This is a genomic window from Polaribacter staleyi (genome assembly GCF_038024045.1).
Lineage (GTDB): Bacteria > Bacteroidota > Bacteroidia > Flavobacteriales > Flavobacteriaceae > Polaribacter > Polaribacter butkevichii.
In genome coordinates this window covers 4366761-4392778 of sequence record NZ_CP150665.1, presented here as the reverse complement: position 1 = coordinate 4392778, position 26018 = coordinate 4366761, and the positions used below count along the sequence as shown (strand labels likewise).

31 protein-coding genes are annotated in these 26018 nt (G+C 30.1%); 11 read left to right on the top strand and 20 right to left on the bottom strand.

Going from position 1 to position 26018, the window contains the following annotated elements; translation table 11 throughout:
- The first annotated feature begins 170 nt into the window (after window positions 1-170).
- Window positions 171-569 carry an acyl-CoA thioesterase gene (locus tag WHD07_RS18240; protein ID WP_105048169.1) on the top strand — a complete coding sequence of 133 codons (399 nt, stop codon included), beginning with the start codon at window positions 171-173 and terminating at the stop codon, window positions 567-569.
- Window positions 570-611: 42 nt separating this feature from the next.
- Here the strand turns inward: WHD07_RS18240 and WHD07_RS18235 are convergent, their stop codons facing one another.
- From WHD07_RS18235 to WHD07_RS18210, 6 genes are all read right to left on the bottom strand, one after another.
- Window positions 612-1067 carry a BLUF domain-containing protein gene (locus WHD07_RS18235; RefSeq protein ID WP_105048168.1) on the bottom strand — a complete coding sequence of 152 codons (456 nt, stop codon included), beginning with the start codon at window positions 1065-1067 and terminating at the stop codon, window positions 612-614.
- A gap of 183 nt (window positions 1068-1250) precedes the next feature.
- Entirely contained in the window at window positions 1251-1859 is a 609-nt protein-coding gene (locus WHD07_RS18230; RefSeq protein WP_105048167.1) for an IMPACT family protein, read from the bottom strand.
- Between the two features lies 1 nt (window position 1860).
- Entirely contained in the window at window positions 1861-2724 is an 864-nt protein-coding gene (locus WHD07_RS18225) for an EamA family transporter (RefSeq protein ID WP_343329523.1), read from the bottom strand.
- Window positions 2721-3332 carry an HAD-IA family hydrolase gene (locus tag WHD07_RS18220; RefSeq protein WP_343329522.1) on the bottom strand — a complete coding sequence of 204 codons (612 nt, stop codon included), beginning with the start codon at window positions 3330-3332 and terminating at the stop codon, window positions 2721-2723. The genes WHD07_RS18225 and WHD07_RS18220 overlap by 4 nt, the downstream gene beginning before the upstream one ends.
- The gene (gene ribD, locus WHD07_RS18215; RefSeq protein ID WP_343331028.1) at window positions 3325-4368 is read right to left on the bottom strand and encodes a bifunctional diaminohydroxyphosphoribosylaminopyrimidine deaminase/5-amino-6-(5-phosphoribosylamino)uracil reductase RibD; all 1044 of its coding nucleotides are present in this window, start codon (window positions 4366-4368) and stop codon (window positions 3325-3327) included. Before ribD ends, WHD07_RS18220 begins: the two co-directional genes overlap by 8 nt.
- Before the next feature lie 9 nt (window positions 4369-4377).
- Window positions 4378-4836, bottom strand: coding sequence for an LEA type 2 family protein (locus tag WHD07_RS18210; protein WP_105048163.1), 459 nt, complete (start codon window positions 4834-4836; stop codon window positions 4378-4380).
- A 52-nt stretch (window positions 4837-4888) separates the two neighbouring features.
- Between WHD07_RS18210 and WHD07_RS18205 the strand changes: the two genes are divergently transcribed.
- Together WHD07_RS18205 and prmC are read left to right on the top strand one after the other, a co-directional pair.
- A complete protein-coding gene (locus tag WHD07_RS18205) occupies window positions 4889-5380 on the top strand; it encodes a GNAT family N-acetyltransferase (RefSeq protein ID WP_343329521.1) in 492 nt (163 codons plus the stop codon).
- Window positions 5377-6240, top strand: a complete 864-nt coding sequence (gene prmC, locus WHD07_RS18200) for a peptide chain release factor N(5)-glutamine methyltransferase (protein WP_343329520.1) — start codon at window positions 5377-5379, stop codon at window positions 6238-6240. Before WHD07_RS18205 ends, prmC begins: the two co-directional genes overlap by 4 nt.
- Window positions 6241-6373: 133 nt before the next feature.
- Here the strand turns inward: prmC and WHD07_RS18195 are convergent, their stop codons facing one another.
- The 4 genes from WHD07_RS18195 to WHD07_RS18180 all read right to left on the bottom strand — a co-directional run bounded on the left by WHD07_RS18195 (window position 6374) and on the right by WHD07_RS18180 (window position 9273).
- Window positions 6374-6688, bottom strand: a complete 315-nt coding sequence (locus tag WHD07_RS18195) for a type II toxin-antitoxin system RelE/ParE family toxin (protein WP_343329519.1) — start codon at window positions 6686-6688, stop codon at window positions 6374-6376.
- Complete coding sequence (locus WHD07_RS18190) at window positions 6670-6912, bottom strand: hypothetical protein (RefSeq protein WP_343329518.1); 243 nt, start codon at window positions 6910-6912, stop codon at window positions 6670-6672. The genes WHD07_RS18195 and WHD07_RS18190 overlap by 19 nt, the downstream gene beginning before the upstream one ends.
- A 79-nt stretch (window positions 6913-6991) precedes the next feature.
- Window positions 6992-8323, bottom strand: a complete 1332-nt coding sequence (locus WHD07_RS18185) for a sugar MFS transporter (RefSeq protein WP_343329517.1) — start codon at window positions 8321-8323, stop codon at window positions 6992-6994.
- 113 nt (window positions 8324-8436) lie between these two features.
- Window positions 8437-9273 (bottom strand): TIGR00266 family protein, encoded by an 837-nt coding sequence (locus WHD07_RS18180; RefSeq protein ID WP_343329516.1) that lies wholly within the window; start codon window positions 9271-9273, stop codon window positions 8437-8439.
- Between the two features lie 282 nt (window positions 9274-9555).
- Between WHD07_RS18180 and WHD07_RS18175 the strand changes: the two genes are divergently transcribed.
- Window positions 9556-9702 carry a hypothetical protein gene (locus WHD07_RS18175; RefSeq protein ID WP_170062864.1) on the top strand — a complete coding sequence of 49 codons (147 nt, stop codon included), beginning with the start codon at window positions 9556-9558 and terminating at the stop codon, window positions 9700-9702.
- A gap of 1 nt (window position 9703) precedes the next feature.
- Here WHD07_RS18175 and WHD07_RS18170 read toward each other — a convergent pair whose 3' ends face one another.
- The gene (locus WHD07_RS18170) at window positions 9704-10159 is read right to left on the bottom strand and encodes a DUF4442 domain-containing protein (protein ID WP_343329515.1); all 456 of its coding nucleotides are present in this window, start codon (window positions 10157-10159) and stop codon (window positions 9704-9706) included.
- Window positions 10160-10380: 221 nt separating this feature from the next.
- Here WHD07_RS18170 and WHD07_RS18165 point away from each other — a divergent pair, with 221 nt between their 5' ends.
- The 5 genes from WHD07_RS18165 to WHD07_RS18145 all read left to right on the top strand — a co-directional run bounded on the left by WHD07_RS18165 (window position 10381) and on the right by WHD07_RS18145 (window position 14205).
- Window positions 10381-10815, top strand: coding sequence for a DUF4870 domain-containing protein (locus WHD07_RS18165; protein WP_105048154.1), 435 nt, complete (start codon window positions 10381-10383; stop codon window positions 10813-10815).
- Window positions 10816-10835: 20 nt separating this feature from the next.
- Window positions 10836-11180, top strand: coding sequence for a PadR family transcriptional regulator (locus WHD07_RS18160; protein WP_068450479.1), 345 nt, complete (start codon window positions 10836-10838; stop codon window positions 11178-11180).
- Window positions 11173-12828 carry a PspC domain-containing protein gene (locus WHD07_RS18155; protein WP_343329514.1) on the top strand — a complete coding sequence of 552 codons (1656 nt, stop codon included), beginning with the start codon at window positions 11173-11175 and terminating at the stop codon, window positions 12826-12828. Before WHD07_RS18160 ends, WHD07_RS18155 begins: the two co-directional genes overlap by 8 nt.
- Window positions 12829-12922: 94 nt before the next feature.
- Window positions 12923-13648: a head GIN domain-containing protein gene (locus WHD07_RS18150; RefSeq protein ID WP_343329513.1), complete on the top strand. Its 726-nt coding sequence runs from the start codon at window positions 12923-12925 to the stop codon at window positions 13646-13648.
- A gap of 32 nt (window positions 13649-13680) precedes the next feature.
- Window positions 13681-14205: a nuclear transport factor 2 family protein gene (locus WHD07_RS18145; RefSeq protein ID WP_343329512.1), complete on the top strand. Its 525-nt coding sequence runs from the start codon at window positions 13681-13683 to the stop codon at window positions 14203-14205.
- A gap of 109 nt (window positions 14206-14314) precedes the next feature.
- On the opposite strand, the gene WHD07_RS18140 is transcribed toward WHD07_RS18145, so the two are convergent.
- The 9 genes from WHD07_RS18140 to acs form a co-directional block, all read right to left on the bottom strand.
- Window positions 14315-15076 carry a DUF6503 family protein gene (locus WHD07_RS18140; protein ID WP_343329511.1) on the bottom strand — a complete coding sequence of 254 codons (762 nt, stop codon included), beginning with the start codon at window positions 15074-15076 and terminating at the stop codon, window positions 14315-14317.
- A 42-nt stretch (window positions 15077-15118) separates the two neighbouring features.
- A complete protein-coding gene (locus WHD07_RS18135; RefSeq protein WP_343329510.1) occupies window positions 15119-15883 on the bottom strand; it encodes a DUF6503 family protein in 765 nt (254 codons plus the stop codon).
- Between the two features lie 81 nt (window positions 15884-15964).
- Window positions 15965-17731 (bottom strand): ABC transporter ATP-binding protein, encoded by a 1767-nt coding sequence (locus tag WHD07_RS18130; protein WP_105048148.1) that lies wholly within the window; start codon window positions 17729-17731, stop codon window positions 15965-15967.
- Window positions 17732-17929: 198 nt separating this feature from the next.
- Window positions 17930-18286 carry a hypothetical protein gene (locus WHD07_RS18125; protein WP_343329509.1) on the bottom strand — a complete coding sequence of 119 codons (357 nt, stop codon included), beginning with the start codon at window positions 18284-18286 and terminating at the stop codon, window positions 17930-17932.
- Between the two features lie 6 nt (window positions 18287-18292).
- Window positions 18293-18721 carry a GreA/GreB family elongation factor gene (locus WHD07_RS18120; RefSeq protein WP_245893470.1) on the bottom strand — a complete coding sequence of 143 codons (429 nt, stop codon included), beginning with the start codon at window positions 18719-18721 and terminating at the stop codon, window positions 18293-18295.
- Window positions 18722-18723: 2 nt separating this feature from the next.
- The gene (locus WHD07_RS18115; protein ID WP_343329508.1) at window positions 18724-18915 is read right to left on the bottom strand and encodes a hypothetical protein; all 192 of its coding nucleotides are present in this window, start codon (window positions 18913-18915) and stop codon (window positions 18724-18726) included.
- A 182-nt stretch (window positions 18916-19097) separates the two neighbouring features.
- Complete coding sequence (locus WHD07_RS18110; RefSeq protein ID WP_343329507.1) at window positions 19098-20423, bottom strand: sigma-54 dependent transcriptional regulator; 1326 nt, start codon at window positions 20421-20423, stop codon at window positions 19098-19100.
- A 3-nt stretch (window positions 20424-20426) separates the two neighbouring features.
- Window positions 20427-21527, bottom strand: coding sequence for a HAMP domain-containing sensor histidine kinase (locus WHD07_RS18105; protein ID WP_343329506.1), 1101 nt, complete (start codon window positions 21525-21527; stop codon window positions 20427-20429).
- Window positions 21528-21540: 13 nt separating this feature from the next.
- Entirely contained in the window at window positions 21541-23448 is a 1908-nt protein-coding gene (gene acs, locus WHD07_RS18100; RefSeq protein ID WP_343329505.1) for an acetate--CoA ligase, read from the bottom strand.
- Window positions 23449-23879: 431 nt separating this feature from the next.
- On the opposite strand from acs, the gene WHD07_RS18095 reads away from it, so the two are divergent.
- Together WHD07_RS18095 and WHD07_RS18090 are read left to right on the top strand one after the other, a co-directional pair.
- Window positions 23880-24650 (top strand): sulfite exporter TauE/SafE family protein, encoded by a 771-nt coding sequence (locus tag WHD07_RS18095; RefSeq protein WP_105048142.1) that lies wholly within the window; start codon window positions 23880-23882, stop codon window positions 24648-24650.
- Between the two features lie 113 nt (window positions 24651-24763).
- A complete protein-coding gene (locus WHD07_RS18090) occupies window positions 24764-25555 on the top strand; it encodes a TerC family protein (RefSeq protein ID WP_105048141.1) in 792 nt (263 codons plus the stop codon).
- Window positions 25556-26018: the final 463 nt, after the last annotated feature.

Here is a 26018-nt window from a genome sequence, read left to right as displayed (position 1 = left end):
TTAATTTTAGCGAATTTTTTGTTATTATAATAGAGTTTAAAAATGGCTTTTAACACCCATTTTAAGGTGGTACAAAAATGTGAATAAAATTCAGTATAAAAAAATCAATTTGCTATTGATTATTAACTATTTTTTACGTAAAATGGTAAAAAACTAATTGTTCACACATTTTGAAAAATTCATCAACTAAAACACGAATTCGTTATTCAGAAACCGACCAAATGGGCGTTGTCTATCATGGAAATTATGCTCAATTTTTTGAACTAGGGCGTACAGAATGGTTACGTTCCTTGGGGGTTACATACAAAGATATGGAAATAAGTGGTATAATGCTTCCTGTAATTTCGATAAACTTTAATTTTATTAAATCTGCATTCTATGACGATGTTTTAACGATAAAAACTTATTTAAGAAAAAAGCCAATGGTTAAAATTGAATTTGAATATGAAATTGTAAACCAAAATAATGAAATTATTTGCACAGGCAGTTCTGTTTTAGCTTTTATGAATTCTAAAACGATGAAACCAACTCGTTGTCCAGATTATTTATTAAAAAGTTTAGGATATTAAATAGAAACACAAAAAATTCTATTTCACTTTTTAAAAAGAATCTTAATTATTTTCTGTTGTTTCTACACCATTTATTTGTTGATAGGTTAAATTATCATGTAAATAAGTGGCAACTTCTGGTAGCCTGTTAATAAGGCTTTCCATAACTTCTGGGTTTGTTAAACCACTACGAACTCCGGGAATCATGCTTAAAGAAGGATCGTCAAAATCTGCACAACCCATGGCCCAGTTTAAAAACATTCGTTTATCTACCAAACGATCATCAATAATTTTAAATTCGGTATGTCTAGTATCTTTACGAAGGCGAGCTAAAAGATCATTAAGGTCTTTAGGTTCTCCTTCTAAAATCTGAAGAAAATATCCCTCTTTATGAATTAGCACTCCGCTAATATTATCTAAGGTATTATAGGCTCTAGAATCGTGAAGTAAATCTAATAAATCACGCTTAGTAAACTCTACAGTAGCCTTACTAGTGTAGGCAATACGACGTAATTTCATAAATAAGTGTAATTAAAGTTTAACATAGCTATTTTAACTTTTTTTATAAAGTTACACTATATTTTATTTAGAATCAAATTAATTTTAGTAGAATATATCAACAGTCAATTCACATAAATTATCAATAAAATTATGAGTAAGTTTTATTGACTTCAATTTTAATCTTTGTTTTAAGATGCTCTTTTAAGAAACTTCCTTTACGGCTACTTTATATAAATTATCAAAAATAGTAAAGATAGCAGCTGCATCTTTTTTTCTAACTGAAATAATATACTCGCAATTCATTTCTAAAGTCTGATTGGTAATTTCAATGTTTTTTTCTTTGATGATTCTTTGCACAGCATTCATCATATCATAATTAAAGGTCAATTTATAAAAAACATTAATGGTTTTTACTAAAATATCTGCCGCCTCTAAAGTAATTTGTGCTGATGTTTTATATGCTGAAATTAAACCGCCTACACCTAATTTTGTACCTCCAAAATATCGTACTGAAACAATTAAAATATTGGTTACTTCAAAAGACTGAATTTGGCCGTAGATTGGTAAACCTGCAGAATTATTAGGCTCTCCATCATCATTTGCTCTAAATTTAATTTTTTCGATACCTAATTGATATGCATAACAAAAATGACGTGCTGCGTGATGTTTCTTTTTTAAGTCTTCTAAATGTTCTTTTACATCATCTTCTGATAAAACAGGAAAAGCATACCCAAAAAATTTAGACCCTTTTTCTTTAAACAGCGTTTCTTCAGATGGTTTTTCTATTGTTTTATAAACGTCTTCTAACATATTATGCAATGGTTACTAATACAATACCTATAATTGCCAAAGCAACTCCTATTTTATTTTTTAAACTAAATTTTTCTTTAAATAAAAGTAATCCTATTAAGGTAGACACCACCACTACAGACACGTTATTTATAGTAAACAACGTAGAACTTTCAAAACCAGAAGTTTGTAAAGCTTTAATTAAAAAAACAATAGTAAAGTAGTTTGGTACTCCTAAAATAATACCTGCAATAACGTTTTTAAATCCAAATGGTTCTCTTTTCTGAATTGTTTTTACCAATAATATTAGCAAGCCAAAAATAGCTGCAAAACCAAATAAACTTCCAGAAAAAAGGGCTACTTCATTTGCTGGCACAAAATTAACTTCTACATATTTAAGAATTGTATCTATGGCGCCAGAACCAAAAAAGAGTAAAATAGGAAACAATAATCCTGCTTTTTGTAAATTACTTTCTTTTTCTTTTACTGAGGCTAAATAAACAGATACTAAAGCGATTAAAATACCTACAATTTTAAAAAAAGTAACCGATTCATCATATAATAAAACACCAAAAAGTACCGGAATAACTACCGACATTTTTCCTGCAACAGAAGCTACAGAAACACCATTTTGTTGAGCTGTATTTGCCATTACAAAGAAAATAGAAACAAATAAAGCACCTAAAATAATGGCCCCAAAAAACCATGATTTCTCAGGGATTTCTGTAATAGAAAATGTAATTTCAGACAGTCCAAAACCTAAACCAAAAGCAACCAAGTAATTTACTACAATGGCTTTTAATGTGTCTATTTTATAAATGTCGAAATATTTAAAAATAACAAATAATGAGGTTGAAAAAAGAATACTAAAAAGTAAATAAATCAAAATAAAAATTCTTTTTTAACAAATAACTCCGTTACATCTTCTTGTCCCGGAATTAAATTCCAAACATGAATACCTAAAGAGTTTGCTGCATCTGTATTTTCTTTTGTGTCATCTATAAACAGGGTTTCTTCTGCAATTAAATTATTTTCATTTAATACAAACTCATAAATATTAAGATTTGGTTTTCTTAAATGTATTTCATGTGTTAAATAAAATTGCTCAAAACAACCTTTAAATGCAGTATACAAAGCTAAATTCCAATCATTTTTAACCCAAGAAATATGTAAATCATTGGTATTACTTAATAAAAATAATCGGTATTTATTACTTTCTGAAAGTTCTTGAATAAATTTTAATCTTTTTTCAGGAAAATCTAACAAAATAGAATTCCAAGCTTTTATTAATTTCTCTTTAGGCACATTAAATTTGGCTTCAAAAAAGGCCACAAATTCTTCTGTAGAAATTAATCCCATTTCATAGTCATTTAGAATAGGTAAATTTGCTTCAGATTCTTGCGAAATTCCAAGATTTTGTAATTCTTTTGCAAACTTTTTTTTATCTAGGTTGATAAAAATATCGCCAAAATCGAAAATGATGTTTTTAATCATTAGTATATATTTTTAAAACATCTGTTTTGATGTTTATTTTTTCTTTAATTGCCTTATTAAAAAATGGTGCTTTTACACCTTCTTTAAATGCTGCTTTACCAACAAAAACACGTGCTTCATCCCACAAACCTTCATCAATAAAAGTTTGTAAAGTTTGCGTACCTCCTTCTATAATTACAGATTGAATTTTATGTTTTTGTAAAACTTCACAAATTTGTCCTGCTAGATTATTAGAAAAATTTATAGTTTCTATAAATAGTTCTCCACTACCGTCAAACAAACATTCTTGCTTTTCTGTAATCACTATCGTTTTAACACTTCCATCAAAAACACTTAGGTTTTTTGGTACTCTTAAAGTACGATCTAAAACAATTCTTACAGGGTTTTTACCAGACCAACTCCTTACATTTAATTTAGGATTGTCTGCAATTACCGTATTTGTCCCTACTAAAATTGCGTGTTCTTCACTTCGCCATTTATGTACCAATTGTTGCGAATATTGGTTAGAAATCCAAACAGGTTTCTGGGTATCTTTTGTTAACGGAGCCACAAAACCATTTTTAGTTTGTGCCCATTTTAAAATAATATAAGGTCTTTTTTTATCTTGAACCGTAAAAAATCGTTTGTGATGTGCTCTACATTCGTCTTCTAAAACACCAACTATAACATTTATTCCTGCATTTATAAGACGCTCAATTCCTTTACCAGCTACCAAACTATTAGAATCTACGCAACCAATAACTACATTTTTAAGTTTATTTTTTACAATTAAATCTGCACAAGGTGGTGTTTTTCCAAAGTGAGAACAAGGTTCTAGGGTTACATAAATTGTAGCCTTTTTTAAAAGCGATTTGTCTTTTACAGCACCAATTGCATTTACCTCTGCATGATTGCCACCATAAGGCGATGTAAAACCTTCTCCAATAATTGTATCCTGATAAACAACAACCGCCCCCACAGAAGGATTAGGACGAGAAGCCCCAATACCGTTTTGGGCAATTTGCAAACAGCGTTCTATGTATTTTTTATGGTTGATAACTCTAAATTAAAATTTAATATTCTGTATTTCATCTATTGGATATTCGCTAGAAAAACCAAAAACTTTATATTTTAAATCACCTTTAAATTGAACCTCTATAGATTTCTTTAAAAACGAATTTAACAAGCCTCCTAGAACACCATTTTTATTATTATCAAATACTTTTTTAGCAGGAATTGCCACTTTTAGGGGTATCGTAAATTCCTTTCTTGCAGGTACTTCAAACTCATCCGAAGAAACCTGTGCAACCTCTACTCCATTTACAATTACTTTAATTTCATCGGTTGCAATTTTACCACCAACATCATTTGGGTTTGTAAAAAAAGCATTGGCTTTTAAACGGATTGTATCTCCTGTAAAACTAGAAACTTTTACATTATCTACCTTAATAAAAATAGGCTTTTCACTTACAGAACAGCTTGTAAAAACAAGAAATAAAAGTATAAAATATAAATGATTTTTCATCTTAATTCATTAAAAAATTAGGTAAATTGCTCTTGCAAAAATACAGTAATAAATGACAAGTAAAGATTTTATCATTAGAGAAATTCTACCTAAGGACAATGCACAAATGGCAGTGGTAATTAGAGAGGTTCTTTTAGAGATGGGCGCTCCAAAAATTGGGACTGCTTACGAAGATAAAGCTACCGATAAAATGTTTGAAAACTTTGAGAAACCAACCTCTTTTTATTATGTTATAGAACATAAAAACAAGGTTGTGGGTGGTGCAGGAATTGCTCAATTAGATAATTTTGAAGGTAAAACTTGCGAACTTCAAAAAATGTATTTCTTGCCAATTACTAGAGGAAAAGGTTTAGGTTCTAAATTAATTGAAACTTGTTTAGAAAAAGCAAAATCGATTGGTTTTGAAAATTGTTATTTAGAAACGATGCCTTATATGGATGCAGCACAAGCATTGTATAAGAAAAATGGTTTTATAAATCTTGATAAACCCATGGGAAATACCGGACACTATTCTTGCCCAGTTTGGATGCTAAAAAAATTATGATATTAAAAGATTTTAGACTTTATTTTACGGAAGCACTTTCAGAAATCTATCCAAAGACAGAAATTGATGCTTTCTTTTTTTTGTTGATTGAGGCAAAACTCAATTTACAAAGAATTGATACTGTAATGAAACCCGATTTTTTAATTATTGATGAAGCTTTATCAGAATTAAAAGAGATTGTTAAAAGATTAAAAACAGAAGAACCTATACAATATATTTTAGGTGAAACTGAATTTTATGGATTGCCTTTTAAGGTAAATGAAAACACTTTAATTCCGAGACCAGAAACTGAAGAATTGGTAGAATGGGTTATTAACGAGACATCAAAGTTACAAAGCAAGAACCAAGACCAAAAACTAAAAATTCTAGATATTGGTACCGGAACTGGCTGCATACCAATTTCTCTGGCTAAAAATTTAAAGAACGTAACCCTTTCTGCAATTGATGTTTCATCAGAAGCCCTAAAAGTAGCAAAACAAAATGCTCTTTTAAACAACGTTGTTATTTCTTTTTTAGAGATTAATATTTTAGATGCAGCAAAATTACCACAAGAGTATGATATCGTTGTTTCTAATCCACCTTATGTTAGAGAATTAGAAAAGGTAGAAATAAATAATAATGTTTTGCAAAACGAACCTCATTTAGCGCTGTTTGTTGATGACCATAACCCATTAATTTTCTATAAAAAGATTGCTTCTTTAGCAAAACAACATCTTACTAAAAACGGATTGTTGTTTTTTGAAATCAATCAATATTTAGGAAAAGAGACTGTAGAAATGTTACAAGAACAAGGTTTTGAAAACATCGAATTAAAGAAGGACTTTATTGGAAATGATAGAATGATAAAAGCGAATGTTTAGAATATTGTTTTATATGGTTTGTTTCGTGTTTTAAGCAACTAATTTAGTAAATAAAAACAGAATAGAAAATTCGTAATAATTTACATAAATAGACGATAACCAAACAATAAACTACAGATGGTACTGTGTAACGTTATTTTTCATTCTCCATAATTTTCAAAAGTTTTTTCGGATTTTGTCGATTATCCCAAAAGGCAGTAACTAATATTTGTTCATCAGTAACTTTGTAATAAATACTAAAATTTCTTAAAGAAGCGATTCTAACATCTTTAAAATCAGTTGACTTATAAATAAAAGGATTTTCAGAAATCTGTGAGGTTCTTTCAGTAACTAATTTCAAAAGTTTTTTTGAAAATCTATTCGATTTATTCTTTTTAACCCAATATTCTAAAATTCCCACGAATTGAATGTCAGCCGTTCTTGTCCAAACTATATTGCGTTTAGCCATTCAAGATTCCTTTTATTCATTGCTTCTTGAGAAATGAGTTTTCCAGTTTTTATATCATTTTCACTCATTTCCAACATTAACTTTTGCTCATCCGTTAATTCTACGATTTCTAATTCAGATTTACTTGATGAAATTAGTTTATCAAGAGCTTCTAAAAAATCTTTATTGTTAATCGAAAGAATTTTGTCAATTAATGCAGTTCTTATTTTGTCAACTGTTGCCATATTATTCTTTTTATAATTCAAATATCCGATATTCTATCGGTCTTTCCTAATGTTGTACACCCCCTTTTTCCCAAACAATCTACCCTTTTTTCAAACCAACTTTATGTCCACCAAAAGCATAATAAAGAATAATGATATAACAAGGTAACAGAATCCAATACCCAAAAGAAGAAGCTTCTGCCAATGCATTCACTTCATTTACGCCAGATATTATTAAATCTTCTTTTTTATTATCGACAATAAAACCATACAAGGGCGGAATAATAGCGCCACCAGAAATTGCCATAATTAACAAAGCAGATCCTCTTTCTGTAAACTTACCTAAACCAGTTAATGCCAATGGCCAAATTGCGGGCCAAACCAATGCATTTGCAATCCCTAAAGCCGCCACAAAAAGCACCGATGTAAATCCGGTTGTATACATAATACAAAAAGAGAATACAATACCTAGAATTGCACTTGCTTTTAAAGCGAAAGATTGTGTAATATATTTAGGTATTAAAAAGGCGCCTAAAGCATAGGTAGCCACCATTGCCATTAATGTATAGGTGGTAAAAAATTTGGCTTGTTCTACAGGAATATCTAAAGAAATTCCATAAGAAATAATCGTATCACCAGCAATAACCTCTGCACCTACATATAAAAACAATGCTAAAACACCCAACCATAAATGAGGAAATTGAAAGATGCTCGTTTTGGTTTTTTCTCCTGATTTAGATACTTCAATTGGTTGCGCTTCTACATGTGGTAAAGGTGCTTTTCTTATTAAAATACCCAACACAAATAAAATAACAGCCATTACAATATAAGGCGTTACAACACTATCTGCCATCGTATCTAATAAACTTGCTTTTTCAGCTTCGTCTACAACATTTAATTTGTCTTTAATTTCTTTTATGCCTGATAATAAAATTGCTCCGAAGATTACAGAACCTAAAGATCCTGCTACTTTATTAGCAATTCCCATAATTGAAATACGTTTTGCAGCACTTTCTATAGGTCCTAAAATAGTGATGTAAGGATTAGAAGCGGTTTGTAACAATGTCATTCCGATTCCTTGAATAAAAATTGCCGATAAAAACATCCAGTAAGTTCTTGCTTCTGCAGCCGGAATAAACAATAAAGCACCAATTGCCATCACAATTAAACCTAAAGACATCCCTTTTTTGTAACCAATTTTGTTAATTACATAAGATGCAGGCAAAGCCATTACCACAAAAGAAATATAAGATGCAGATGCTACTAAATAAGACTGTGCATCCGTAAGCTCATTAATGGTTTTCATAAACGGAATTAACGCTCCGTTGATCCAAGTAACAAACCCGAAAATAAAAAATAATCCTGCAATAATAAGTATAGGAATAAGTGTATTATTTTTTGTTTCGGACGGCTGCTGAACGGTAGTAGACATAAAAGGTATCTTTTGATTATTTATAATAAAAATGAAATATACGTATTCCTATATTAAATTCTTATTTAAAATATCAATAAAAATAGATTCAGCCCCAAAAAGTAGGTTTGTTTCTAAAATCGATTATCTCCATCTAACAAATCTCCTATACCTCCTAAAACACTGCCTTCTCCTCTACTTCCGTTTCCAGATCTTGGTGCCATAGAAAGGACTCTTCCTGCCAATCTACTAAATGGTAAAGATTGTATATAGACCGTTCCTGGTCCGCGTAAAGAAGCAAAAAACATTCCTTCGCCACCAAAAATGGTGTTTTTTATACCACCAACAAACTCAATATCATACTGTACATCTTGTGTAAAACCAACAATACATCCTGTGTCTACTTTTAAAACTTCTCCTGGTTGCAATACTTTTTTAGCCATGGTACCTCCTGCATGAATAAAGCCTAAACCATCACCTTCTATCTTTTGCATGATAAAACCTTCGCCACCAAACAAACCTCTACCTAGCTTTTTAGAAAACTCAATACCAATAGAAACTCCTTTTGCAGCACACAAAAAAGCATCTTTCTGACAAATGAATTTTCCACCAAACTGGGTTAAATCAATCGGAATTATTTTTCCAGGATATGGAGATGCAAATGAAATTTGTTTTTTACCTACTCCGTCGTTTGTAAAAACAGTCATAAATAAACTTTCTCCGGTTAAGATTCTTTTTCCTGCAGAAAATATCTTCCCTAACAAACCCGTTTCTTGATTAGAACCATCACCTAAAATAGTATTCATTTTAATGTTGTCGTCCATCATCATAAAAGTACCTGCTTCTGCAACTACGCCTTCTTGCGGATCTAACTCAATTTCGACAAACTGCATTTCTTCGCCAAAGATTCTATAATCTATTTCGTGTGCATTTCTATTTGATGAATTTTGTGGTATTTTATCTTGAAACATAACTCGGTTTTTAAGGTTTATATATTATAAGATGATTTTAGACTCTTTTTGTTACATCAATAAATAATTAATTTTTAAATTTAATCAATTTTACTTTCTTAAAAAGTATCTAATCTTTTTTCCAAAATCACATATACTCATCTACATTATGATAAAGTTAATTTGATTACTTTACTTATAACACAAAATTAACTTCTTGTTGTTTTACTCCGCAAACAAAAATATTACTTTTGATATGTAGTTAGAAAAAAGCTAATTTGTAAATTATAAAAAAAAGAAATTATGAAATATTTATCTCCAGAAATAGAAGCTTTCTATAATAAATTTGAAACATCAAAACCGTTAGCACGTACAAGTGTATCTTGTGGTATTTTTCAAGATTGTGATTATAACGAAGAAAGACCAGAATTATACAAAAAGAAGGACTAATTTATTTCTTTACACGTAAACTCCAATGGAATTGAAATCTAGAAACCACAACACCTTCTTTATTTTTTCCTTCGGATGTTAAAACAATTACTTGTCCTTCTCCTGTGGCTATAGATTTTTGAATTGCCTCTCTAATCTCATTTCCACCTTTGCAAGAAAAAAGGATTTTTCCCGTTGCTTTTTTAAAGAACTCAGCTTCTTGCTTTGTTACCAGCATCGATACTTTTCGTTTAGAATCATCTATTGCCTTCATTACTAAAACCCCTGTTGGCATTTCTGCCGCCATACCTTGCGCAGCCCAAAACATACTTTTAAACGGATTTTGATTCATCCATCTATGTTTTATAGAAACCACCACTTCTGTATCTGTAATTGTGCGTGCTCTTACGCCTCCTAAATACGCCAAAGGCAATTTTACAAGGTTAAAAAGATTGACTTTTCTTGGTGTAAATTTCATTTTTTTGATTTAATAAATTTCGTCAATATATTTTGACCTTGACAAGGTAGTTAAAATAAATGAAACAAAAACTCAATAAGAACAAGACATACAAGCCTTTTTAATTTTTTTATTTCAAAAAACAAAATGTTAAAAAAATGTTAATTATAGTACTATGCAATGCATAATACCTTTTTTAAGACATATATTTGCATAAGAAAGTATTATATAGTTTATAAATCATGAAACAAAATAAAGAAAACACCAATGCCTTTTTAATTCATATTTCTGCATTTTCAGGATTTATATTTCCTTTTGGTAATATTATTACACCTTTAATTGCATGGCAAACATTAAAAGACAGAAGTAACTTTTTAGACGAACAAGGTAAAGAAGCTATTAATTTTAATATCAGTTATTCTTTATACATCTTTATTTTAACCTTGTCTTTTATCCCTCTTTTTATTGGTTCTATTTTTAAAAACTTAAACAATTTTAACAACTTTAATCAGGTAAGTATCAATTTCGATTCACATAGCTTTTTTGGCTTTATGGGGTTTGCTTCTTTAGCAGGAATTGTAGGAGTTATTAAAATTGCTTTAATCATTATTGCCGCATTAAAAGCAAAAGAAGGAGAAAATTATAAGTATCCTTTTACTATAAAATTTATAAAATAATCATTTAAAAACCACAATAAATGAAAATAGAAAATACAAAAGCACAAATGCGAAAAGGTGTTTTAGAGTATTGCATTTTATCCATTCTAAAAAATGGTGATGCCTATACTTCTGAAATTCTTAAAACGCTAAAAGGTGCAGAAATGATTGTGGTTGAAGGAACCATATATCCGTTACTAACCCGCTTAAAAAACGCAGGACTATTAACCTACAGATGGGAAGAATCAACCTCTGGACCACCAAGAAAGTATTACGTTTTAACAGAAAACGGAGGCATGTTTATAAAAGAATTAGACAAAACATGGAGTAATTTAGTAAGTGCAGTAAACCAAGTAATCAGCAAAAAACCAACGACAAATGAATAAGACTATCAACATAAATTTAGGCGGATTTTTCTTCCACATAGATGAAATTGCCTATCAGAAATTAAAACGATACCTAGAATCTATTTCTAGATCGTTAAGCGATGATCCGCAAGGAAAAAACGAAATCATTGCAGATATAGAAGCTCGTATTAGCGAATTGTTAACAGAAAAAATAACAGACGCAAGACAGGTTATTAATGAAGGTGATATTGATGATATCATTAAAATTATGGGGCAACCAGAAGATTATGCTGGTGCAGAAGAAGAATATAACGATGCTAGTTATTCTTATAAAAGAAATAACTCTACCGGAAAAAAACTTTTTAGAGATGGTGATGATAAATTTTTAGGTGGAGTTGCTGCTGGTATTGCACATTATTTTGATGTAGATACTATTTGGATTCGTCTTGGTTTGTTAGCTTTATTTTTTGGAGCTGGTTTTGGAGTAATCTTATACATTATCCTTTGGATTTTATTACCTGAGGCTAAAACCACTGCAGAAAAATTGCAGATGGAAGGTGAACCTGTAAACATCGATAATATCGAAAAAAAGATTCGTGAAGAGTTTAATAATGTTTCAGAAAATGTAACCGAATTTGCGAATAAAGCTTCAGAAAAATTTAAAGATGGTGCCAATGAGTTTTCAGAAAAAATGAATCAGACTTTTTCGGGAAAGCCGGTAAAAAATAACGGACTACAAGATTTTATCAACACCATAGGCAAGATTATTCTTGTATTTTTTAAAGTGATTGGTAAATTTATTGGAGTGCTACTAGTATTTATTGCTGGTGCAGTTATTTTATCACTAATCATTGGTGGGTTTTCTGTGGGAAGTTTAGAGTTTTTAAATGTAAATGGTGAGTTTTTACAATATCCGCCGTTTTTCTACGATGCTGTTTTACCTAAATGGGCATTAACATTAGCTGGTTTTTTATTAATTGGTATTCCGTTTTTAATCTTATTTGTTTTAGGATTACGCATTTTATCTAGCAGTATTAAAAAAATTAGCAAACCAACCTCATTAACGTTGTTAGGTATTTGGGTGATTGCTTTATTAACCATGATTTTTACAGGAATAGAATACGGAACCTCTCATGTAAATGACGGACAGTTTGTAAAGAAAACGTCTTTAAATATTATCGAAAAAGATACCATCAATTTAAAAATGATAAATGATGATGAAATCTATTATATCCATAATTTAAGAAGAAGCTCTCGTAAATATGAGGTTGATATAGACGGAACGCCTAAAGCATATTCTAATGATGTAAATATAAATGTGAAACGCAGTAATTCTGATGAAGGCTATATTATTGTACAAAAAGAATCTGCTGGAAAAACAAGAAGTAGTGCAAATAAGAATGCTGAAAAGCTTGAATATAAATTCGAAATTGTAGATAATACCATCATTTTGGATGCTTATTACTTGTCTAACTTTAAAAACATGTGGAAAGATGAAGAGATCAATGTTACTATTTATCTACCCGAAGGCAACACCGTATATTTTGATCATTCTGTAAAAAACTTTTTGAATGATGTAGATAATGAAGCAGATATTTATGATAAAGACATGGCGAATCATCATTTTATAATGACAGATACAACCTTAAAATGTACCGATTGTACAGGTAATGAAAAGACGATTTAATACAATTCACCCATAAAAATTGACAACTGAGTAACCAATCTTTGATTTTAAGCGTCTATTAAAAGACATTTACAATCTAATCAACCTAAAACTCATGAAAAAATCAGTAACAAAAATTATCGCAATTCTATTTATAGCCACGGTTTTCACTTCTTGTGCAATAGACATGTTAAATAGAGTAAGCGGAAACAGAAATGTAACAACGGAAGTAAGAAAAACATCGAATAACTTTACAGGAATTCAAGTAAGTACAGGCATTGATTTGTACATAACGCAAGGTGCAAAAAACAAAGTTGTTGTAGAAGCAGATGAAAACTTGCACGATATTATTATGACTGAAATTGAAGGCGGTATTTTAAAAGTCTATTCAGAAAAAGGTATTTGGAGCGCAAAAGCAAAAAAAGTATATGTTACTGTTATAGACTTAACCCTTTTAATCGCCACAAGCGGAAGTGATGTTCGTGGAAAAGGCGTTATAAATACGAATGACATTTCTATTTCTGCTACTAGTGGTGCCGATATTAATATTACTGTAAATGCAACTAGTGTAGCAACTAGTACTACAAGTGGCGCAGATATTAACATTGCAGGAACTACAAAAAACCATGCTTCTAACGCTACAAGCGGAAGCGCTATAGATGCGTATGATTTAGAAAGTAAAAATACCATTGCTAAAGTAACAAGTGGTGCTAATATTAATATTTATGCTTCAGAAAAATTAGAAGCATATGCAACTAGCGGTGGAGATATTGATTTTAAAGGAAACCCAAAATCAATCAATAAAAAAGCGTCTTCTGGCGGAAGTATTTCTAAAAAGTAACACTAATTAATCAACCAAACTAAACAACTACTATGAACTCTTTTTTAGAACCTTTTAGAAATTCTTTTGTTATTAAAGTGATTGTTTTTATTGCAATGTTATTCTATAACTTTGTTTTAAACGCTCAAGTTGCTATTAATTCTGATGTCTACAAAACATTAAAATCTAAAGACAGTATTATTTTTGAAAGAGGGTTTAATCTTTGTGAAACAGAAAAATTAGAGGCTATTATTGCTGATGATTTTGAGTTTTATCATGATGTTTCTGGCATTCAAAACAAAGCACAGTTTTTAACGATTATAAAGAAGAACCTTTGTACTAAACCAGGAAACAATACAAGAAAATTGGTTGCAAATTCTTTAGAAGTACATCCACTAAAAAACAATGGTGTTTTATATGGCGCCATTCAGAAAGGAAAACACACGTTTCAAGAAAAACAAAAAGGTGTATTAAAAACTGTTGGAATTGCAGCTTTTACACACCTTTGGATTTTAGAAAATAATATTTGGAAATTAAAAAGGGTTTTGAGTTATTATCACAAACCGTATTCCGAATAAAAATTTATTAGAAAGCTAACTTCTAATATTAGTACTAATACTTGGTTTTATTAGTTTACTTGGTAAGTCGTCGTTTTGTAAAAAACGACGCTTACTTTTTTATAATAACTTATTGTGTAGGTTTATCAAAAAACGAATCTGCTAATTGTGCTTGACTTGCTAAAGGCGATTTAAAATCTACAATTTTAGTTGTAGGGCCATATACATCATCCTTATCTTTTGCATACCAAGTAATTTGTTTTGGTAAAACAAAACCATTTACATTTTCCCAAGTATTGTATCTTATCAATTTATAGTTATCTACTGGCGCTTTCGTTCTAAAAGTTACAGTATACGCAAGCCATTCCATTTGATACGTTTTAGCATTGTAATACACAATATAATTATCATCTGGAGAAGTACCTACATTGGCTTTGTAAGAAATTTTATAACCCGGATAATTGATGCCTTCAAATACAAAATCAGCTACTTTTTCATAAATAATTCCATCATCAGCTAAAACAAAAGGCATGGCATAAAAGTAAAAATATAGGTTATAATAAAAAGAAGGATCTCTTTTTAAACTTCCTTTTTCTTCCTCTAAAGACCAAATTTCTTTTCCGTCGAAACCAAGAGAATATTTAGGAGAATTCACTAAAATTTTACGTGAATTCATATAAGAAGTATGCACCTCATCTTCTTTAGAAAAAGAAAGCGTTTTTACTTTTCTCCATTTATCAATACCACCATGAGCTTCAAAAACTTTTCCTAACTCTGTAGGAAAAACCTCTTTTTTAACAGCTACAATAGTTTCTTTTTTAACTTCTTTTTTTGCTTCATTTTTACACGAAACTGCTATGATTACCAGTAATACTAAAAGTATTTTTTTCATAATTTGATTTCTATTTTTTTGAACTATTAACTTCAAATAGACTTATTTAATTGGCTTCTCAAAAAATGAAGCTGCCAGTTCTTTATTACTTATAGATGCAAAAGTAAATTCCATTGCAGGTCTTGCAGGTTCTGTTGGTATACCAGCTTCGTCTGTTTTATACCATGTAATTTCAGAAGGTAAAACCAATCCGTTTACGTTGTTCCATTTACCATATTTAATGACATTAAATTTATCGCTTGGTTTTTTAGTACTAAAAGTTGCCGTATATGCCAACCATTCCATTTGATATGTTTTTGGATTGTAATATAATTTGTAATTATCATCTGGAGAACTCCCTACATTTGCTTTAAAAGACATTTTATACCCAGGATACACTACTCCATCAAAAGTTAAAGGTGCAATTTTTTCGTAAGAAATTCCATCATCAGACAAAACAAAAGGCATGGCATAAAAATAAAAGAAAAGGTTATGATAAAAAGATGGATTTCCTTTAAAAGCCCCCTCTTGTACTTCATCTAACCAAACCCCTTTACCATTAAAACCAACAGCATATTTTGGTGAATTAATTACATTTTTACGCGCATGTAAATCTATAGTATGTACTTCTTCTCCTTTTGTAAAAGTTAAAACAGCTGCATTTCTCCAGGCTTTAATTCCTCCATGAGCTTCAAAAACTTTTCCTAATTCTTCTGGAAAACTTTCTTTTTTTACTGCTGCTATTTTTTCTTTTTTAACTTCTTTTTTGGGTTCATTTTTACAAGAAACTGCAAATACAACCATTAATACTAAAAGTACTTTTTTCATAACTAGATTTATGTTTTAAATTGGATAATTTAGATGGTCGTTATCATAAAGAATCCTTACAAAAAAAGTAAAATTTAACTATTAAATTTTAGATTGATAGGTGTATAAATCAAAATACCTACCTTCTTTAGCAATTAACTCATCATGCGTTCCTCTTTCTGCAATACTCCCCGCTTCTATTACTAAAATTTGATCTGCTTTTTTAATAGTACTCAATCTGTGAGCAATTACAATGGTAGTTCTGTCTTTTACTAATTTTGATAAACTTTTCTGAATTAAAGATTCACTTTCTGTATCTAAACTAGAGGTAGCTTCATCTAAAATAATAATCTTTGGATCTGCTAAAATAGCTCTTGCAATTGCTAATCGCTGACGCTGACCACCAGAAAGTTTCACTCCTCTTTCTCCTATTAAAGTGTCTAAACCATCATCAAATCTGTCTGTAAATTCGTTTACATATGCAGCATTAACCGCATTTTGTAATTCTTCTTCTGATGCATCTGGTCTTGGAAACAAAATGTTTTGTCTAATGGTTCCTTCAAACAAAAATTCGTCTTGTAAAACAACTCCTAAGTTTTTTCTGTAACTAGACAAATTAACCTTAGACATATCTTGGTTATCAATCGTAATCTTACCCGATTTAGGGTTTAAAAAAGTGGCAGATAAACCTGCAATGGTAGATTTACCAGAACCAGAACTCCCAACTAAAGCCGTTACAGAACCAGAAGGCACTTTAAAATTGATGTTATTTAAAACCTCTTTCCCTTCTTCATACTCAAAAGAAACATCATCAAAAACAATTTCTCCTTTTATATTTTCTAAAAAAATGGTTCTGTCTTTATCATCTTCTTCCGCAGCCATATTCATTAACTCTTCTGTTCTATCTAAACCCGCCAAAGCTTCCGTTAATTGACTCCCAATATTACTCATTTGCACAATTGGAGCAACCATAAATGCTAATAGAAATGTAAACTGAATAAAATCTCCAAAGGTCATGGATCCCTCTATCATATAATAACCACCAATTCCCATAACTCCAGTTGTTGCTAAACCAATTAACAGTGTTGATGAACTCGTCATAATAGCTGTTGCAGTCATACTTTTTTTAACATTTATAAAAATATCAGCGACACCTTTTTCAAATATTTTACTTTCTTGCTCTTCTGCATTAAAAGCTTTAATAACTCTAATTCCACCTAAAGTTTCTGTTAAACGTCCTTTTACTTCTGCATTAATTTTTCCTCTAGCTCTAAAAATAGGTCGTATGTATTTAAATGATTTTAAGGCGATAAATCCGAAGATTGATAAAGGAACAAAGGTAAAAACGGTCATCCAAACATTCATTTTAATCAGAATAACCAAAGTTACAATGGCCGTAAAAGAACCACCAATTAATTGTACCAAACCAGTACCAATTAAATTTCTTACCCCTTCTACATCAGTCATAATCCTAGAAACTAATGCGCCCGATTTTGTGTTATCAAAAAAACTAATAGGTAAAGACAACACCTTCTTTTGTACTTGTGCTCTTAATTCTGATATTAAATATTGTGCCTGAATACTCAATACTTTTGTTAATAAAAAAGAAGTAACGGCTTGTACTAAAATAGCGCCAATAACAATAAATACTAAGTTATATAAGTGACTGTAATCTTTATTAGGTATTACATCATCCATTAATATTTTACTCTGCATGGGTAAAACAAAACCAGATAAACTTCTAATAATTATAAGAATTAAACCTAAAAACACCAAATTTCTCCTTGGCCAAATAATTGTTTTAAAAGCTTGTTTTAAGGTTACTTTAGGTTTGGTTTTATTATTTTTTGAATCTTTAAGATGTTGCATATTATTTTTTAAGAATATAAGTAAATACGGAAGTCAATTTATATGCCACATAAAATAACATGACAAATTAACAAAACAAATACTGTGCAAAAGTACGTATCTGTTTATTAAAACACCCAAAATACAGCGCATAAAAAGGCAGCTCCAGATCTCATCTGGAGCTACCTACAAAAAAAACTAACTTAACAAATTAGCAAATTAGACCATACTATTTTTTAATTTTTTATAATTATTTAAATGCTCTATATATAAATTTCTATTTTTTTTATGCTCTGTGTAAAAGAATAAATCGCATTCTAAATCAATACATTCAATGTAATTATCTAAGACATTTCTATATTCTAAAAGTAACTGATGTAAAACCTTATTCTCTTCTACAATCTTAAAAAAAACATCACTTAAATTCTTTTTTTTAAGTATTTCAAACTCAACATTATTACATTCTTGCGAGATTTCATTAAGATCTAACATCCATCTATTTACCTCTCTTAAACTTCTTTTTTGAATTATTTCATTTTCAGAATATTCACTTATATTATTTTTTACACGCATCATAATTACCTATTTGGTTACCTTTAATTCTTGCTCTACATTTAACACATTCAATTTTTGTAAACCTCCAGGAAAATCCCATAAAATAACATCACCCTTTGCGTAGCCCAAAACAGCTGTTCCCATAGGTAACAATAAAGAAATTTTATTATCTAACGTGTTACTATTAGCTGGTACAACTAGTTTAAATGTTTTTTCCCACAAACCATCTTGAGAGCTAACTGTTACCAAAGAATTTAGTCTTACAACATCCTTAGGCATGTTATTTTCCGCAACCACTTTTGTAGCATTTCTTAGCTCTTCTTGTAATTTTAAAATATGATTTTTAACTGTTTTTGAGGCTGTTGCATTGTTTAAATTCAAGAGTTTTTCTATAATTAAAAACTCATTTTCTTCAATAATTAATTGACCATATTTCATTTTTTCTAAAATCTTCATTATTACATAATTTCGAGTTCTATTTCTCCTTCTGTAAAACTAAAATCGGGTGCTATAGTAGTTGTTGAACTCGAAGTATTAAAACTCTTTTTTTCATATTCACTACAAGACCAAATTGCATTTTTATTTGATGTTAAGCTGCAATCTATCTTATGAATACACGTATTACATAAACTTTTACTATTGAGTATCATAATATAATTTTAAATTACAATTACCTATTAGCAAGCCATGTGCCACCTTTTTAGAACAAAAACACAACACCCCGCAAAACACTATAAAACAACCATTTAATTAAAACACAACTTATATCACAAAAAAAGCAGCTGAGGAATATTTCCCTAACTGCTACTTTTTTACCCGCTTTTTTAAAAATTTATTTTAATTTTTCTCGAAGTGTTTTCCGGTCTATTTGAAGAATTTCTGCGGCTTTTGTTTTGTTGTTATTGGTTGCTTGAAGCACTTTTAAAATATACGTTTTCTCAAACTCTTTTAAAGATACTAATTCTTTATTTTCAGAAAAATCTATTTGATATTTAATGTGTTCTGGCAAGTGCTCTACATCTACAAACCGATCGCACATAATAATGGCTCTTTGTATCACATTTTCTAACTCTCTAATATTACCCGGCCAATTGTATTTTTTTAAAACGGCTAAAGCTTCTGGAGTTATTTTTAAAAACCGGTCTTTATATTCTATTCCGTATTTAAACAGGAATTTATCTACCAATAACGGAATGTCTGTAACTCTTGCTACCAAAGAAGGAACTTCTATTTGTACTACCGTTAACCTATAATACAAATCTTCTCTAAAGCGCTCTTTTTTTATTAAATCTTTTAGATTGATGTTGGTTGCGGCAATTACGCGAACGTCAATTTTTTCTGGTTTTTGAGCCCCCACTCTTACCACTTCTTTTTCTTGCAAAACACGTAATAACCTTAATTGCGTTGATAAAGGAGCGTTCCCTATTTCATCAAGAAAAATAGTACCATTATTTGCTGCTTGAAAAAAACCTTTTCTGTCTTTATCTGCTCCAGTAAATGCTCCTTTTACATACCCAAATAACTCTGACTCTAACAAATTTTCTGGTATGGCCCCACAGTTTACCACAATAAATGGTGCTGAAGAATATTTACCCATATAGTGAATAGAACGTGCAACCAACTCTTTTCCGGTTCCGCTTTCTCCATGAATAAAAACTGTTGCTTTGTTATTTTTTAAACGCTCTATTACGTCCGTTACTTTTTTCATGGCAGGAGAAGTACCTATTAATTCTCCATATGGTTTTGATACCGTTTCAGCTTTTACCTTGGTAATTTTATCTACTTTAGGTTTAGATGCCATCGATTTTAAAATGGCCGTTTTTAACTCTTCTTTTGTAAAAGGTTTGGTAATATAATCTGCCGCTCCAGATTTCATAACCTCTAAAGCGCCATCTATAGACGGAAAACCGGTAACAACTAATTTAGGTATTTTAGGATAATGTTCTGAGGCATATTTGATTAATTCTAAACCATCTACACCAGGCATTTGTAAATCTGTTATTAACAAATCTATAGAAGTATCTTTTAAAATTTCTAAAGCTTCTTTTACCGAAATGGCTTTGTATGTATGATAATTTAAGGATTGCAAATGCCTTTGAATGAGTTCTAAAATATGAATATCATCATCTACAATTAAAATATTCTCTTTATTTAGCATCTTTTAACTTTTAGGAAAGCGAACAACAAAAATAGTGCCTTTTGGTGAATTTGTTTCATGAGCAATCGTTCCTTTATGACTTTTAATAATTCCGTGTACAACGCTTAAACCTAAACCAGCACCTTCGCCTACAGGTTTGGTTGTAAAAAATGGATTAAAAATGTTTTCTGAGTTTTCTTTAGAGATTCCTTCTCCTTCATCTGAAATTTTAATTTCAACTATTTTTTGTTTGTCTTTTACCTCAATATTAATTTTACCTTTAAAAGGTGAAAAATAGATAGCATTCATTACCAAATTGAAAATAACTTGAGTTAATTGAATTTTATCTACCTTTAGGTAAACCTCATCACTAGAAAAAGAAACTGTGCAACTTATATTTTTCTTCTTAAAATTAGGATTCAACAAACGTATCGATTCTTCTATAATAGTATTGATATTAATTGCGGTCATTTGTTGTGGCATTTCACAAGAAAAAAACATTAATTTTTTTACAACTTCTCTAGAATAAATAGCACTATCTATTACTTTGTCTAGATCTTCACTACCAATTTTATCATCCTTATAGCGTTCTTTTAACAACTCTGCAAACCCTAAAATATTAGCTAATGGTGTATTTAATTCATGTGCTATACCCGCCGTAATTTCACCTAAAATAGTTAATCTGCCAGCTCTTTCTATTTGACTTTGTGCTATTTTTTCCTTTTCTTTTATTTGTTCTCTCTCTAAAAAATCGCCAATTTCTAAAGCTATTTTTTTTAACAGTAATTTCTCTTCTTTTAAAAATGCGTTTTCAGAAAATTTTTGCTTAGAATACCCAACCGTTACAGCTCCTTTTATATGACTAAACGTTTTTATGGCAGAAATAATAAAAATAGCATCTTCTATTTTTTTACCTGTAACAACGGTAATTTCACTAACTTTAATTTCCACAAACGCTTCTTTTGGAAAACGTATTGCTTGTTTTAAACTGATGCCTATTTCATTTAATAATGCTTTTCTATTATTAAAATTACTATTTCTAATTAAAGAACTGACTCGGTATAAGCAAGTCAGTTCTTTAATTCTTTCTTTTAATTTATCTTCTAAAGTAATAGAATCTTCCATTTATAGTTAAATATCACAATCTATTATCAATAATTATTTGTACAATTTCTGGATTTAACAAAGTACTTGTATCCCCTAAATTATCCATTTCATTACAAGCAATTTTACGTAAAATACGTCTCATAATTTTACCTGAACGAGTTTTTGGCAATCCTTCTGTAAACTGAATTTTATCTAATTTTGCAATTGGGCCAATTCTATCTGTTATTAATTGATTAATTTCTTTTTGTAAATTGTTATGATCTCTGTATTCTCCGGCATCTTTTAAGGTAATGTAGCCATACAACGCACTCCCTTTTATATCATGAGGAAAACCAACGATGGCGCTTTCTGCAATTGCAGGATGTTCATTTATAGCATCTTCTATTGGTGCGGTTCCTAAATTATGACCAGAAACAATAATTACATCATCTACTCTACCTGTAATTCTATAATAACCAACCTCGTCTCTAAGCGCTCCATCACCAGTAAAATACATATTATCAAACGCAGAAAAATAGGTTTCTTTATAACGCTCGTGATTGCCCCAAATGGTTCTTGCAATACTTGGCCAAGGGTATTTTATACACAATCTTCCTTCTACTTGATTTCCTTTTAATTCTTCTCCGTTTTCATCCATAATTGCTGGCTGAATTCCTATAAAAGGCAATGTTGCATAGGTGGGTTTTGTTGGTGTTACATACGGAATTGGAGTAATCATAATTCCACCAGTTTCTGTTTGCCACCAAGAATCTATAATAGGACTTCTTCCTTTACCAACATTATCATTATACCAGTGCCAAGCTTCTTCATTAATTGGTTCTCCAACAGACCCTAACACTTTTAGGCTAGATAAATTGTATTTATCAATTAATGCTGTACCATGTTTTGCCAAAGCTCTAATTGCTGTTGGCGCCGTATAAAACTGGCTTACTTTATGTTTTTCGATGATATCCCAAAAGCGTCCAAAATCTGGGTAACTTGGCACACCTTCAAACAAAACAGTAGTTGCTCCGTTTGCTAAAGGCCCATAAACAATATAAGAATGTCCTGTTATCCAACCAATATCCGCCGTACACCAATACACATCATTTTCTCTATATTGAAATGCATTTTTAAAGGTATACGCAGTGTACACCATATAGCCTGCCGTGGTATGTACCATTCCTTTTGGTTTTCCTGTAGACCCAGAAGTATACAAGATAAATAACGGATCTTCTGCATCCATTATTTCTGCTTTACATTCTTTAGAAGCTTTATCTAATAAAGGTTGTAACCAAGTATCTCGTCCTTCTTTCATGTTGATATCTGCATGGGTTCTTTTGGCAACCAACACATTTTCTACACCAGGACAACTTTCTAATGCTTCATCTACAATTCCTTTTAAATCTATTGATTTTTTCCCTCTAAAAGAACCATCTGCAGTAATAACCATTTTACAGTCAGAATCATTTATTCTGGTAGCTAAAGCTGTTGATGAAAACCCTGCAAATACAACGGAATGAATGGCTCCAATTCTTGCACAAGCCAACAAAGAAATTGCCAATTCAGGAATCATTGGCACATAAATACAAACTCTATCTCCTTTTTTAACGCCGTGTTCTTTTAAAACATTTGCAAATTGATTTACTCTTTCGTGCAATTGCTGATACGTAATATGTTCTGCTGGTTCTGCGGGATCATTTGGCTCAAACAAAATAGCCGTTTTATCGCCGCGTGTAGCCAAATGCCTATCAATACAATTTTCTGTAATATTTAATTTAGCTCCTTGAAACCATTTTATTTCTGGCTTCGAAAAATCCCAATCTAAAACTTTATCCCATTGTTTTCTCCATAAAAAATGTTCCTCTGCAATTTCTTCCCAAAAATTTTCTGGCTCTCTTATCGATTTTCTATAAACTTTAAAATATTCTTCTAAGTGTTTTATGTGGTAGTTGCTCATACTAATTTAGTTAATTGTAATTATTTCTTAAAAATATAAATTATATTTATGATTGCGAAGGGTAATAGATTAATTTAAGTGTTTTTTTAACATTAAAAATAAAAATCATGCATTTTTACCCCCTTTTTTATATTGATTTCATAAATATCTCAATAAAAAAGTACTAATTCTTTTGATCTTAATTCACTAATATCACTTAAAGAAAGTTCTTTATTTTTAAATTAAAAAGCTATTAAGTATAACAAAGTGGTCTTTTTTATCTATTTAATATTTCAACAATACACCATACCTTTATAAAAAGGAAAGCTAAAGCTATAAAATTACTTAGTAGTTGATATTAAGAAATCATTTAATTCTTAAATTTTATCATTATTTATGCTACCTTTATTTTTTATTACTAAAATATCTTCTTTTTTTTCTAAACTTTTAACTTGTTAATAGACACACTTTTTACTTATTGGCCCATTATATTACTCTTTTTTACTGTTGCTATTTTATATGCGGCTGTAGGATTTGGTGGCGGATCTAGTTATTTAGCTATTTTGGCTTTAACAGGTATTGTTTTTACTCAAATTAGAGCAACTTCACTTTTGTGTAATATTGTTGTGGTTGTAGGAAACGTATTTTTATTTCATCAACAAAAAGCCATTCAATGGAAAAAAGTGATCCCCCTAATTACCTTTAGTATTCCTTTGGCTTATTTAGGTGGATACCTAAAAATAAGTCAACAATTCTTTTTTATTCTATTAGGGCTTACATTACTTTTTGCAGCAATTACCATGTGGATTTCAAAAAAAATAATTTCTTCGGATGAAAAAAACAACTCTTCAACACCAATAAGAAATGCTAGTTTTGGAGGAATCATAGGCTTTGTTTCTGGAATGGTTGGAATTGGTGGTGGTATTTTTTTGGCTCCTTTACTACATCTTACCAACTGGGATACTCCTAAAAAAATAGCCGCTACGGCAAGTATATTTATACTCGTAAATTCTATTGCTGGTTTATTGGGGCAATATTCTAATCCAGATTTTATTATTGATTGGAACTTAACATCTTTATTATTAATTACTGTTTTTATCGGCGGACAAATAGGTAGCAGAATGAGTCATAATTACTTTAGCCCCATTCAATTAAAAAAAGCAACTGCCATTTTAATTGCCTTTGTGAGTTTACGTATTCTATGGAAATATCTTTTTATTTAATTCTCTTTAGAAATTAAAATTTTTAAAACTCCTTCTTTCAATCTTTCAAAAATAATATTGTGTAATCAATACAATCGAAATATCTTTGAAACATCTATAAAAAAAAATAAAAAATGTTAGGAATTCTTTTTACGTTATTAATGCTTGTTTTATTACAAGCTGTGCTTGGTTTTGACAACCTCCTTTATATTTCATTAGAATCTAAAAAAGCACCAGAAGCAGATCAAAAAAGGGTTAGAAAAGTAGGTATTTTAATCGCTATCGTATTAAGAATCGTTTTACTTTTTGTATTGGTTTCTATTATTGATTTTTTTCAAGAACCTTTTTCTTTTTTATCTGGAGGAATTACAGATATTATTCATTTTGCATTTAACGGTCATAGTATTATTGTACTTCTTGGTGGTGGTTTTATCATCTACACCGCTATTAAAGAAATTTGGCACATGATTTCTACTAAAGGACTTGAAGTATCTGACATGGCTACAGAGCAAAGTACAAAATCTTCTAATGCCGTTATTACTAGTATTGTTATTATGAATTTGGTTTTTTCTTTCGATTCTATTTTAGCTGCCATTGGTCTTACTAGTGAAATAGAAAGTGCTACAACCGCTTTTATCGTTATGGCAATTGCTATTGTAATAAGTGGTTTATTAATGCTTGTAATGGCCGATAAAATATCTACTTTCTTATCAAAAAACAGAATGTACGAAGTGCTTGGTTTATTTATCCTTTTTATTGTGGGAATTATGTTAGTTACAGAAGGCGGACATTTAGCACATTTAAAACTGTTTGGAGAAGAAATTGTACCAATGAGTAAAACAACATTCTACTTTGTATTGGCTATTTTAATAGTTGTTGATGTTGTACAAGGAAGATATCAAAAGAAGTTACTTTCTCAGAAATAAGAGAATCTAAATTATACTAAAAAGGGTTTCAAATAAATGAAACTCTTTTTTTTTGATTTTATGTTAATTTCGTTTAAAGATAATTAGATAAAAATAAACAAATAAGTTATATTTGTTTCAATTAGTTTCGGGGGAAACTAATTAATTAATAGTCAGATATATTGTCACACTTGATAATAGATTATTAAAACCGTTACTCTATAGTAACGGTTTTCTTTTTACAAACAATAAATAGCAATAGTAACAGATAAGCAACCAAAAGCTATTCTATTGGTTTATCTATCAAACATCAAAAGCTTAATTATTATCTTTTAATAAAAGCAACCTGCAATCTCATTACATACATATAGTGCAAAAAAAAAAATCCTATTATAAATTATAATAGGATTTTTTTGATATTTATTTTCATCGAATAATACTATTCGATTACATTTATGCTGTATTAACAGAAAGTAATAGCATT